The following is an 11734-nucleotide window of genomic DNA, read 5'->3' on the forward strand; positions in this document are numbered from 1 at the left end:
TTGTGCGGGCCGGGCGTGCGTGCTGTGATCGGCGCATGCTCGAGCCCGCACTGACGCAGCGTCTGGAAACCCTCTGGCGGATGGAGTCGCCAGTGCTGATCGCGCGCCTGGCGCGGCTGTTCGGTGGCGATGTCGGCCGTGCCGAGGAACTGGCCCAGGACACCTGGCTGGCCGCGCTGGAGCGTTGGCCGGAGCAGGGCATCCCGGACAACCCCGGAGCCTGGCTGATGACCACCGCGCGCAACCGTGCCATCGATGTGCTGCGCCAGCACCAACGCGTGGCTCAGCAGCACGCGCAATGGGGCGAGGAACTGCATCCGGCGGCGCTGCCGGCACCCGATGACAGCCAGGCGCTGGAGGACGACCTGGGCGATGACCTGCTGCGGCTGATGTTCGTGGCCTGCCATCCCGTGCTGCCGGCCGATGCGCGCGTGGCGCTCACCCTGCGCCTGCTCGGTGGCCTGACCACCGTGGAGATCGCGCGCGCGTTCCTGCAGCCGGAACCGACCATCGCCCAGCGCATCGTGCGCGCCAAGCGCACCCTGACGCAGAAGCAGGTGCCCTATGAAGTGCCGCGCGCGGAGGCGATGCCGGAGCGCCTGGCCTCGGTGCTGGAGGCGATCTACCTGGTGTTCAACGAAGGCTATGCGGCCAGCGCCGGCGACGACTGGATGCGCCCGGCGCTGTGCGAGGAAGCGCTGCGGCTGGCCCGCGTCCTGGCCCATCGGTTGCCGGTGCCGCCGGTACTGGGCCTGCTGGCGCTGATGGAGCTGCAGGCCTCGCGCGCAGCGGCGCGGGTGGACGCGCAGGGCGTGCCGGTGCTGCTGGACCAGCAGAACCGCGCACGCTGGGATTGGCTGCAGATCGAACGTGGGCAGCAGGTGCTGGCGCGTGCGCTGGCCGCGGGTGGTGGCGACGATCCCTACGTGCTGCAGGCGCGCATTGCGGCCTGCCATGCAGCGGCGCGCCGCCCCGAGGATACCGATTGGCCGCGCATTGCTGCGCTTTATACACAGCTTCTGCAGGTGCAGCCTTCGCCAGTGGTGGCATTGAACCGGGTGGTGGCGATCCTGCGCAGCGACGGTCCCTTCGCCGCGTGGGCGCAACTGCAGCCCTTGCTGGTCGACGCGCGCCTGCGTGACTACGCGCCACTGCAGGTGGTGCGTGGCGAGCTGTTGCAGGCACTGGGGCGCGAGCAGGATGCGCGTGACGCTTTTGGCGAGGCGGCTCGGCTCAGCCACAACCAGGCCGAGCGCGGACTGCTGCGGCAACGGGCCGGCCTGCCCCCCACGGACTGAGCCGACAAGGACAGCACTTGTCGCCGCGCGCCTGAGCGGCTATGTTTCGCGCCCAGCGGACGCATCAGCGCCCGCATTCCGTGCGTATTGACCGAGGAGCGGTTGGATGTATTCAAGGACGAAGAGCGCATCGCGCGCTTTTGCGCGCCTGCTTGCCTGTGCCCTGTGCCTGGCCGTATGGCCGACGGCCGTGCAGGCCGCGGACAAATCGCAGCAGGCCTATTGGGCCGGTTTTGCCTATACCGCTGACGCCGCCGCCGTGCAGGCGACCACCCCACATGCGCATGCGGTGCTGGAACGGCGTGGCCTGATCCCGCTGAACCAGACGCTGGCGCAGTCGCTCAAGCGCCGCGCACCGGCCCACCTGGAGCTGATCGACCAGCCGGTGGCGATGCTCGACGGCACCACCAGCGCCACCGTGCTGGCCGCCGCGCTGGACCGCGAACTGGTCTCGGTCGAGCCGATCGGTGACCAGTACAAGGTGCTGGTGGAAGTGGCGCTGCAGGCGTTGTTCTTCGACTTCCGCGAGCGCCAGGTGATCGCGTCCTATCCGCTCACGCTGCAGCGCATCGACGTGCAGGATTACCGACCGGACAACGACGATATCGACGCGATCGTCGCCGATCTGCTGTATGGCGGCGCCGATACCAGCCTGTCGCAGGTGCTGGCGGCCAGCCTTGCCCAGGCCAGGTTGCCCGACGCGGCGGTGCGCCGTCTGCAGGTCGGTGGAGTAACCCTGTCCGACGCGGTCCGCGCCAAGCTGCCCGACCCGAAGTGGGAAGCGCCGCTGCGCGCCACGCTGGCCCATGAACTGTCCAAGACGCTGTCGTCCAACACCGGCGTCGGGCTGCTGCCGCCGGCCTCGGGCCAGGCGATCGGTGGCGCGATGGCTGCCCGCTTTGCCGACGGCAAGGTCTACCAGCTGAAGATTCCCGAACCCGACTACGTCATCAACCTGCAGGTCGATGCATTGAAGAACGGCGTGATCGAGGAAACCCCGGCGATGAAGACGATGCTGTTCGGCGCCTTCTTCACCGCCAAGGTGACCGAGCCGTTCTCGGGGAAGGTCTATTTCGAACAGCCGCTGCGCAAGGGGGCCACCAAGGTGGTTCCGGCCACGCAGTGGCAGGTCGACCAGTGGTCGGCCAGCTACGAAACCCTGCTGGCCGGGCTCGATGCCTTCGCCGGCGCCGCCGCCAAGCGTGCCGATTCGCGCGCCTGGCTGGACGAACAGAAGCCGGGCGGCCGCCCGTTGCAGCAGCAGACCCAAGCCCTCCAGGAGTTGATCAAGTCATGTCGTTGATGCGTACCATCCTGCTCATCCTCATCGCGCTGGTGGTGGCCTCGCCGGTCGCTGCGCAGACCGCGAGTTCGCGCGGCACCGGCTCGGCCAGCTACGGCCTGCGCCTGAGTGCCGATACCCGTGCCCAGGCCCTGAACAAGGCCAAGGTCAATGCCCTGGAGGCGTACATCGCCGAAACCGGTGCGGCCAAGCTGCGCCTGTTCGAAGCGCGCCGCGCCGAGTTCATCGGCGAGATCGACCGCTACGTGCTCAGCGCGGTGCAGCTGTCGGACACCGAAGACAAGAAGGCCAAGACCTACACCGTCACCGTCCGTGCCGAGATCAACACCACCCTGCTGCAGACCAAGCTGGATGCGGGTTCGGCCGTGGCCGGTGCCACCGCCGCGCAGCGCTCGCTGCTGACCTTCCTGTTCATGGCGCGCTCGCAGGACACCGTGCAGTCGTTCCAGGACAAGGAATACCGCCGCGTCGACGCCAGCAGCAGCTACAGCGAGAACACCCGTGAGGGCGACAGCTTCCGCGGCAACTCGGTCAGCACCAACGGCAGCATCAACCAGAATGGTTCGGTGTCGGTCACCAGCGGCGGCAGCACCACCGCGCGCGCCGACAACATCACCTGGAAGGTGGCCAACGCCGCCGAGGTCAACACCGCGATGACCGGGGCCTTCAGCGCCGCGGGCTACGAAGTGGTTGAAGCCGAATACGTGGAAGGCGAATCGCGTGGCCTACTCAGCATCGAGCGCATCCGCAAGGACTTCAGCACCGGCAACGACCTGGCCCCGGCCACCCTGCGTGACACCGCCAACGGCATCCGTGCGGCCAACATTCCGTACATCGCCGTCGGCACCCTCGACATCGGCATGCGCGACCGTGATCCGGCCAGTGGCAACACCCGCGTGTTCGTCACCGTCACCGGCAAGGTGCTGGATGTGACCGGTCGTTTCCCGCGCACCGTGTCGTCGGTCGGCCCGGTGCAGTTCTCCGGTACCGGCCCGAATGAAACCGTGGCCCGTACCAACGCACTGCAGCTGGCTGCCGAAAAGGCCGCCCAGCAGATGATCAACGAACTGAACGTCAAGGCGGTCCGCTGATCCGCCGCCCCGTGGGTGCCGAGCGCGCTCGGCATCCACCGGGGCTTACCGATTCCCCACGTGCCGCACCGCGGCCGTCTCTCCCAAAGGACTCTCACATGATCCGCAATACCGCTCTTGTCCTGGCCATCGCGGCCGCCACCCTGTCGATGCCGGCGCACGCTGGCCTGGGCAAGCTGAAGGACCTGGCCGGCGCCGCCACCGGTACCTCCAGCAGCAGCGCCTCCAGCGCCGCCGCACCGGATGAAGCCGCGCAGGAAGCACTGGTGCGTCGTTTCGTCAGCTCGCAGTCGCACTCGCTGCAGGCCCAGACCTCGTTCGCCCGTGCCTTCGGCCTGGCCGAGCAGGTGCAGCTGCTGGAAGCCGAGCGCCAGGCGCTGTCGTCGGGTTCGGTCAGCGTCGATGCGATGAAGAAGTCGGTGTCGGTCAGCGAAGCCGCCCAGGCCGCGATCGACGAGCGCCAGGCCGCGCAGCCGGAGCTGAACGCTGAATCCAAGCAGCACTATGCCGAAGGCCTGGTCTCGCTGCTGGCGTCGGCTGCCGAAGCGCAGAAGCTGGGCGGCGAAGCCAGCAACTTCACCGCCGGCATGAAGAACCTGGGCGCCACCCAGATGGCCACCGTCGGCCGCAAACTGGCTGCCGGTGCATGGGTGGCCAAGGAATCGCCGGGCTTCATCCAGGGCCTGTACGGCTCGACCAAGTCGGCCGTGACCTTCGCCAAGAAGAGCAAGGTGAAGGTGCCGTCGAACGCCGATTCGATGCTCGACTCGATCTGATCCGAGGATCAACCCCATGCGTACGACCTCCCGTTTGATCGGCCTGGGCCTGGCCGCCGTGCTGCTTGCAGCCTGCGGCAAGCAGGACACCCCGGCCGCCGATGCGCCCACACCCGCCAAGGACAAGGCAACCAGTGCACTGGCCAGCAATGCGCCAGTGGAAGCAGCGCCCCTGCGTGGCACGCCGGATTTCGGCGGCACCACCCAGGTCGCGCGCGAGGCCGACGGCATCGGCAGCACCCCGGAACTGGCGGTGCTGGCGGCGCTGCAGTCGGCGGTGGCGCAGGTCAACGGTGTACGCGTGGCCAGCCAGATGCAGGGCCTGCGTGCAGGCCTGCATGTGGATGTGGATGACGAACACGTCGGCGATATCCGCGCCGACGCGTTCACCCAGCAGATGATCGCCGGCTCGCAGGGCGCGGTGCTGGGCTATGAAATCCTGTCGCAGGACGAAGTGCGGCAGCTGGACGAGGAAACCATCGCGCGCGTGCGCGCCAGCGATGAAGGCTGGAGCTTCAAGGGTTCGGCCTCTGCCAGCGCCTCTGGCGAAGCCACGGCCAAGGGCGGCGGTGCCTCGGCCAGTGTCAAGGAGCGCTACGACGAGAAGGTCAGCGTCGATGCCAAGCGTGGCGCAAGCTCGTTCGATTCCGACGTGACCCACCGCAGCATGCGCAGCTACTGGAAGGTACGCGTGCGTGCCCAGATCGCCCAGTACCGCGCACCGGACGAGCAGGGCAAGCCGAAGATCGTGGTCGCGCTGCCGCGTACGAAGGCCGGCAGCTATGCCGTGGGCGATGGCCGCGTGAGCGCCGATGAAGTGGCCGACGCGATCCGCGCACGCCTGTCCGACACGCTGACCCAGACCCAGCGCTTCATCGTGCTGGATCGCGAGTTCGGCGACGAACTGCAGGCCGAGATCGACCACATCAACAGCGGCAACGTGCGTTTGCAGGACACTGCCCGCGTCGGCCAGCAGCTGGCGACCGACCTGATCCTGATCCCGACCATCGAACGCTTCGAGTACCCGCGCAGCGTGCGCAACCTGCGCATGTCCGACCGTCAGGTGACCTCATACTCCGGTGGCGGCCGCATCACCCTGCGCCTGGTCAACGCCACCACTGGCCAGGTGGTGATGTCCGACAGCTTCGATCACCAGTTGGCCTCGACCGGCCCGAGCACCCTGCCGCGTGTGGTCAACGGCCGCAACATGGCTGCGGCGATGATGGAATCGCTGTCCGGCCAGATCGGCACCAGCATCGTCACCACGCTGTTCCCGGTATCGGTGGTGTCGGTGGACGGTGACCAGGTGGTGCTGAGCCAAGGCGGTGACACCGTGCAGGCCGGCCAGCGCTGGCAGGCCGTGCGCCTGGGCGAGGAACTGAAGGACCCGCAGACCGGCCGTTCGCTGGGCCGCAGCGAACACCCGTGCTGCACCATCCGCATCGACCGCGTGGCTGCGCAGACCTCGTACGGCACCATCGAAGATGGCGTCGACGCGATGCGCGGCGGCTTCCGTCCGGGCCAGATCGAACTGCGCCAGAAGCTGGGCAGCAAGCCGGCTGCCGCTGCTGCTGGCGCAACGGCCTCGGCAGCACCGGCTACCGCCGCGCGCCCGGTGGCCAAGCCGAAGCCCAAGCCTGCTGCCGCCCCGGCCGAAGACCCGAACTGGTAACACGCCCAAGCAACACACAGATGGGGTCAGAGCCCTTTCCTGCCGGGAAAGGGATCTGACCCCTTCGTGTTTCCGTCCGTGTTGACCAAGGTCGACACCCACCAACAGCAGCAGAGATCTGTCGAAGGCGGGGTGGGTCCGGTTGCGGGGGTGTCCGCGGCATGAATGCCGCGGCCAAGCCCCCAAGGGTGAGGGCGCTTTGCTTGCGAAGCATTGCTTCGCAAGCGCCCGAACGCACAGCCGCCAGCGGCTGGGCCGGACCGCGGAGCGGGGTTTACGGCGTCCCCCGCAACCGGACCCACCCCGCCATCCCACCGAATGCCTGCTTCTGCTGTTGCTGTTGCTCCAGCTGTTGCTGCTGCCCTGGCTTCGGCGGGTGCAGGGCGCAGCCCTGCCGAATCCCATTACACTCCAGAGAGATTTCCCTGCTGGAGAGAGCAATGAAACGAGTGGTACTGGGCGTGCTGGCCCTGTCGGTGTCGAGCGCACTGATGGCGGCCACCCCGAAATTCGATGGCGCGCGGATCTCCGCCGACGTCAAGGAACTGGCCTCCGACGCCTACGAAGGCCGCTCGCCGGCCACCGCCGGCGAAGAGAAGACCATCGCCTTCCTCAGCAAGCAGTTCGCCGATGCCGGCCTGCAGCCGGGCGGTGACCTCAAGGACGGCAAGCGCCTGTGGACCCAAGCCGTGCCGCTGCGCAAGGGCGACATCGTCGGCACACCGCAGCTGGCGCTGCACCAGGGCGGCAAGACCGTTGCGCTGGAGCAGGGCAAGCAGATTGCCGTGCGCGCCGCCATGAACGGCGCCAGCAACGTCGACATCAGCAAGGCCCCGCTGGTGTTCCTCGGCTATGGCGTGAAAGCGCCGGAGCGCAACTGGGACGACTTCAAGGGCGTGGACCTGAAGGGCAAGATTGCCGTCGTACTGATCAACGATCCGGACTTCGAAACCGGCCAAGGTGATTTCGACGGCAAGGGCATGACCTATTACGGCCGTTGGACCTACAAGTACGAGGAAGGCGCGCGCCAGGGTGCACTGGGCGTGCTGATCGTGCACGAGACCGCACCGGCCTCCTATGGCTGGGCCACCGTGGCCGGTTCCAACACCAACACCATGTTCGACGTGGTGCGCGACAACCCGGCCGAAAGCCACCCGCTGCTGGAAGGCTGGATCCAGCGCGACCTGGCCGTGGAGCTGTTCCGCTCCGCCGGGCAGGACTTCGAGGCGCTGAAGAAGAAGGCGCAGCAGCGCGACTTCACCCCGGTGCCGCTGACCGGCGCCAGCCTGGACGCGAAGTACGCGGTGAAGACCGAAGTGATCACCTCGCACAACGTGGCCGCACGCCTGGAAGGCAGCCGCCATCCGGATGAGACGATCATCTACAGCGCGCACTGGGACCACATTGGCGTGGGCGAGCCGGACGCGCGCGGTGACCGCATCTTCAACGGCGCACTGGACAACGCCAGCGGTACCGCCTCGCTGCTCGAGCTTGCCCGTGGCTTCGCCAAGGAAACGCGCCCGCAGCGCTCGCTGCTGTTCCTGGCGGTCACCGCCGAGGAGAAGGGCCTGCTGGGTTCGGAGTACTACGCCACCCATCCGCTGTACCCGCTGGAAAAGACCGTGGCGGTGATCAACATGGACGGCATGGCGCCGTTCGGCCCGTCGCGTGACTTCGGCATCTACGGTGCCGCGCGTTTCGAGCTGCTGGACCAGCTGAAGGACGTGGCCAAGGGCTGGGACATCCGCTACACGCCGGACCCGAAGCCGGAAGCGGGCCTGTTCTTCCGCTCCGATCACTTCCCGTTCGCCAAGCGTGGCGTGCCGGCACTGTCCTGGTCGGCCGGCCAGGACTGGGTGGACGGTGGCGTCGCCGCAGGCAAGAAGGCCTCCGAGGACTACACCGCCAAGCGCTACCACCAGCAGGGCGACGAATGGCAGCCGGACTGGGTGTTCGCCGGTGCCGCCCGCGACCTGGAAGTGCTGTACACGCTGGGCAACCAGCTGGCCAACGCGCGCAGCTGGCCGAACTGGAGCAAGGACGAGTCGTTCCGCGCCGTGCGTGACGCCAGCGCCGACCAGCGCAAGTAAGGGCGTTCGGTAGTGCCGGCCGCTGGCCGGCAACCGCACTCGGTCCGGGCAACCGTCCCCTGAGTCAGGGGGCGGCGCCATAGGCGCGGGGGTGTGGGTGCTGGTGAGATGGGGCCCACGGCTTGCGCAGGCGAGCCGTGGGAGCGCCAGCGCGAATGCGCAGGCGCGTTCCCGGCATTTCCATAGCGGCTTCCATCCGCACTTTCCGGCCCTTCGTCGCAGGGCGCTTGCTTGCCCGGCCGGCCGCCCTATGCTCGGCTCACCCCCTTCCTCCAAGGCGCCGCCGTGTTCGCCAGCCTTTCACTCCTGTTCCGTCACCTGCTGGCCTGGGCTGCGGCGCTGTTCGTCGCTGGCATGGTCTGGAGCGGCATCTTCAGTGGCATGAACGATGGCCCGGGCTGGATTTTCGGCCTGCTGGCGATGTTCCTGATCATTTCCGCGCTGGGCAGTGCCATCACCCACATCCGCCGGGTCTGGCTGGTGGCCGGTCGCCTGGATGCCACCACCCTGTCCGGTCGCCAGCGCCGCCAGATCGAACTGCCGATGGACGCCGGCCACGCCTTTTCGGTGGTGGAGGCGGCAATCTCCGAACTACCCCGCGTGGAAGATGTGGAAAGCTCGGCCGGCAGCCTGCAGGTGCGCGCCTATGTGCGCCGGGTCGATCTCTGGAATGGCCGCCAGCCATCGCGCTGGAATCTGCCTGCGCGGCTGGCGATCAAGCGCAACAGCGTGCTGGCAACGGTCACGCCGGGGCAGGGCACCAGCACTGTTACCCTGCTGTTCGAACCCGATGCCGGCTGGTGGGCCGACCTGCTGGCGCTGGACGAGGGCAGCAACTTCGAGAACGCCGAAGCAGTCACCCGCGCGATCAGTCGCCGCGTCGCCGACCAGCGCCGCGACGAACAGGCTGCGGCCGAACAGACCCAGGTGGAAAAGGAACTGTCGGTGGCGCGCTTGAACCTGTTGCATGCGCAGGTGGAACCGCACTTCCTCTACAACACGCTGGCCAATGCGCAGGTGCTGACCCGCACCGACCCGGCACGGGCCGAACAGATGCTCGGCCACCTGATCCAGTACCTGCGCAGCTCGTTGCCACAGGTGGACGAATCGGTGTCCACGCTGGGCGTGGAGCTGGAACGCACCCGCGCCTACCTGGAGATCCTGCGCATCCGCATGGGTGCACGGCTGGCGGTGGAAGTGCAGGTGCCCAACGAACTGCATGGCGTGCACCTGCCGGCGATGGCGCTGCAGACGCTGGTGGAAAACGCGATCAAGCATGGCCTTGAACCCAAGCCCGGCGGAGGCACGATCTGGATCCTGGCGCGCGGCTTCGATGACCACGTGACGGTGACCGTGGCCGACGATGGGCTCGGCTTCGGCCAGGGCACCAGTGGTACCGGCATCGGCCTGAAGAACCTGCGCGAGCGCCTGCGCCTGACCTGCGGTGAGCAGGCCGGCGTGGCGATCGTCGCCAACTTCCCCAGCGGCGTGGCAGCGACCATGACCCTGCCGCAGTCGCACAAGGAGCGCAGCCATGCCGCTTGAAGCCCTGATCGCCGAAGACGAGGACCTGCTGCGGCAGTCACTGGTGGAGCAGCTGGGCCGGCTGTGGCCGGACCTCGCGCTAGTGGCCGAGTGCGAGGATGGTGCCAGCGCACTGGAGCAGCTGGCCGAGAAGCAGCCGGACATCGCCTTTCTCGATATCCGCATGCCTGGCATCAGCGGCATCGAGGTGGCACGCTCGCTGTCCGAGCTGAGCCCGCGCACCCAGGTAGTGTTCGTCACCGCCTACGACCAGTACGCCATCGATGCGTTCGAGCAGGGCGCGATGGATTACCTGTTGAAGCCGGTCAGCGACGAGCGCCTGCTGGCCACCCGCGAGCGCATCCTGTCGCGGCTGCCATCGACGCGCCAGGACGATGCCGTGCTGGAGCGCCTGCTGCAGCGGTTGGGCCCATCGCAGGGCGCAGCCGAGCGCCCGCCACTGGCCTGGATCACCGCCAGCAACGGGCGCGAGACGCAGCTGATCATGCTGGAAGACGTGGCCTACTTCCGCGCGGACAACAAGTACACCACCGTGGTCACCGCCACCGGCGAAAGCCTGCTGCGCACACCATTGCGCGAGCTGCTGGAAGTGCTCGATGCGCAGCACTTCCGCCAGATCCATCGTTCGACCATCGTCAACATGAAGGCGGTGGCGGCGGTCAGCCGCGACGATACCGGGCGCGGCGTGCTGCGCCTGCGCGGGCGCACGGAGACGCTGGTGGTCAGCCAGCCGTTCATGAGCCTGTTCCGCGGCATGTAGCCGCAGCAGCATCCCCTTCACCGAGGAACGAACATGCCCCGACTGTTGATTGCGTGCATTGTCGTGCTGGCGTTGGCCGGCTGCGAAAGGTCCCGCAACACCTCGATCACGCGCACCCACGCCAACGGCGTGGACACGCTGTACAGCAAGGCTACCGTCGTCGATGGCGAGGCTCGTTTCCAGTGCATTGCCAGCAGCAGTGGTGCCTGCCACTACCTGGTGCTCGATCCGGGCTGCAGCCCCGATGCGGCGTGTACCGCACCGCCGCTGCGCCGGTTCGCAGTTGCAGCAGGCAAGACCGAGGCCATGCGTGGCCTGCCCGACGGCTTCCGCCAGTGCGTCAGCCAGGACCCGATAGAACACTGCCACCGTGAGTGATCACGGTGGCAGTGTGGGTCCCCCCGCTTCCCTGAAGGCTCAGTAGGCAGGTTGCAGTGTCAGGTCGTGATGGTGCTCGGTCTCGCCCACATGGTTGAGGCGGCCGACCAGTTCGGAGTGCTGCTTCATCCGGCCGATCTCGGTCATGATGCGGATGTCCTCGTGGCGCAGTTCGCGCCTGGCGGTGACCGCCTGCTTGTAGTCCAGCACTTCCGGGTAGTGCTCGGCCAGGTCCAGCGCCTCGGCCACGTGTTCGACGCTGTCGGCCTTGGAACTGATGCGGGCGCGACTGTTGAACGCCTTCATCCAGCGCTCGAAGCCGGCCTGCTGATCGAACATGTTGGCCATGAACCAGATCACGAACAGGATCGAGACCCACGAGCCGAACACGATCACCACGCGGGTGAAGGTGATATGGAAGTCATCGCGCCACAGGTAGTTGGCGATCAGGCCCAGGATCAGCAGCGAGGCCGCCTGCCAGCCGACGATCGAGGCGATCAGCCACTGGCACTTGGCCTGGGCCAGCACCGCCACTTCATCGCGGATCTGCTGCTCGCTCAGGCTGCGCCAGTGCGCCACCTGTTTGTCGAACGGGCTGCTGTAGAGCTCGTTGTCGCGAAGCAGAATTCCCAAACCCTTGAACAAGGCAATCATGGCTGGCTCCTTGTGGAACGTGCGTCGATCAGCATTGGACGGTGTGGCAGGTCCAGTTCTAGCACTTCCAGCGGGCCGTGCAACGGGGGCAATGCCAAGCGGCGCAAGGGTTTGCCCGGCGGGGGTGAAAATTGATGCATTGCATCATCGCAGTCGCAGCCTGCGAC

Annotated in this window: 10 protein-coding genes; 9 read left to right on the top strand and 1 reads right to left on the bottom strand. The window is 67.4% G+C overall.

From position 1 onward, the window contains the following. The first annotated feature begins 35 nt into the window (after nt 1-35). From ACS0OT_RS02040 to ACS0OT_RS02080, 9 genes are all read left to right on the top strand, one after another. Entirely contained in the window at nt 36-1298 is a 1263-nt protein-coding gene (locus ACS0OT_RS02040) for an RNA polymerase sigma factor (protein WP_442256023.1), read from the top strand. 106 nt (nt 1299-1404) lie between these two features. Beyond that, the gene (locus ACS0OT_RS02045) at nt 1405-2601 is read left to right on the top strand and encodes a hypothetical protein (RefSeq protein ID WP_065186678.1); all 1197 of its coding nucleotides are present in this window, start codon (nt 1405-1407) and stop codon (nt 2599-2601) included. Further along, complete coding sequence (locus ACS0OT_RS02050) at nt 2592-3692, top strand: hypothetical protein (protein WP_032953880.1); 1101 nt, start codon at nt 2592-2594, stop codon at nt 3690-3692. Before ACS0OT_RS02045 ends, ACS0OT_RS02050 begins: the two co-directional genes overlap by 10 nt. 98 nt (nt 3693-3790) lie before the next feature. Then, a complete protein-coding gene (locus ACS0OT_RS02055) occupies nt 3791-4468 on the top strand; it encodes a hypothetical protein (RefSeq protein ID WP_005415096.1) in 678 nt (225 codons plus the stop codon). Between the two features lie 16 nt (nt 4469-4484). After that, nucleotides 4485-6140, top strand: a complete 1656-nt coding sequence (locus ACS0OT_RS02060; protein WP_164093140.1) for a CsgG/HfaB family protein — start codon at nt 4485-4487, stop codon at nt 6138-6140. A gap of 440 nt (nt 6141-6580) precedes the next feature. Then, nucleotides 6581-8230 (top strand): M28 family metallopeptidase, encoded by a 1650-nt coding sequence (locus ACS0OT_RS02065; RefSeq protein WP_164093523.1) that lies wholly within the window; start codon nt 6581-6583, stop codon nt 8228-8230. Between the two features lie 285 nt (nt 8231-8515). Next, nucleotides 8516-9775, top strand: a complete 1260-nt coding sequence (locus tag ACS0OT_RS02070) for a sensor histidine kinase (RefSeq protein ID WP_061478621.1) — start codon at nt 8516-8518, stop codon at nt 9773-9775. Further along, nucleotides 9765-10535, top strand: a complete 771-nt coding sequence (locus tag ACS0OT_RS02075; protein WP_005415102.1) for a LytR/AlgR family response regulator transcription factor — start codon at nt 9765-9767, stop codon at nt 10533-10535. The genes ACS0OT_RS02070 and ACS0OT_RS02075 overlap by 11 nt, the downstream gene beginning before the upstream one ends. Nucleotides 10536-10568: 33 nt before the next feature. Then, nucleotides 10569-10913, top strand: a complete 345-nt coding sequence (locus ACS0OT_RS02080) for a hypothetical protein (protein WP_065179265.1) — start codon at nt 10569-10571, stop codon at nt 10911-10913. Between the two features lie 39 nt (nt 10914-10952). Here ACS0OT_RS02080 and ACS0OT_RS02085 read toward each other — a convergent pair whose 3' ends face one another. Beyond that, nucleotides 10953-11567 carry a hypothetical protein gene (locus tag ACS0OT_RS02085; protein ID WP_164093522.1) on the bottom strand — a complete coding sequence of 205 codons (615 nt, stop codon included), beginning with the start codon at nt 11565-11567 and terminating at the stop codon, nt 10953-10955. Between the last annotated feature and the right edge of the window lie 167 nt (nt 11568-11734).

The organism is Stenotrophomonas maltophilia group sp. RY12688 (assembly GCF_052149045.1).
Classification (GTDB): domain Bacteria; phylum Pseudomonadota; class Gammaproteobacteria; order Xanthomonadales; family Xanthomonadaceae; genus Stenotrophomonas; species Stenotrophomonas sepilia.

What these genes read in the sequence shown, in the direction of transcription:
- ACS0OT_RS02040 (WP_442256023.1), top strand. Translation starts at nt 36, where the DNA reads ATGCTCGAGCCCGCACTGACGCAGCGTCTGGAAACCCTCTGGCGGATG.
- ACS0OT_RS02045 (WP_065186678.1), top strand. Translation starts at nt 1,405, where the DNA reads ATGTATTCAAGGACGAAGAGCGCATCGCGCGCTTTTGCGCGCCTGCTT.
- ACS0OT_RS02050 (WP_032953880.1), top strand. Translation starts at nt 2,592, where the DNA reads ATGTCGTTGATGCGTACCATCCTGCTCATCCTCATCGCGCTGGTGGTG.
- ACS0OT_RS02055 (WP_005415096.1), top strand. Translation starts at nt 3,791, where the DNA reads ATGATCCGCAATACCGCTCTTGTCCTGGCCATCGCGGCCGCCACCCTG.
- ACS0OT_RS02060 (WP_164093140.1), top strand. Translation starts at nt 4,485, where the DNA reads ATGCGTACGACCTCCCGTTTGATCGGCCTGGGCCTGGCCGCCGTGCTG.
- ACS0OT_RS02065 (WP_164093523.1), top strand. Translation starts at nt 6,581, where the DNA reads ATGAAACGAGTGGTACTGGGCGTGCTGGCCCTGTCGGTGTCGAGCGCA.
- ACS0OT_RS02075 (WP_005415102.1), top strand. Translation starts at nt 9,765, where the DNA reads ATGCCGCTTGAAGCCCTGATCGCCGAAGACGAGGACCTGCTGCGGCAG.
- ACS0OT_RS02080 (WP_065179265.1), top strand. Translation starts at nt 10,569, where the DNA reads ATGCCCCGACTGTTGATTGCGTGCATTGTCGTGCTGGCGTTGGCCGGC.
- ACS0OT_RS02085 (WP_164093522.1), bottom strand. Translation starts at nt 11,567, where the DNA reads ATGATTGCCTTGTTCAAGGGTTTGGGAATTCTGCTTCGCGACAACGAG.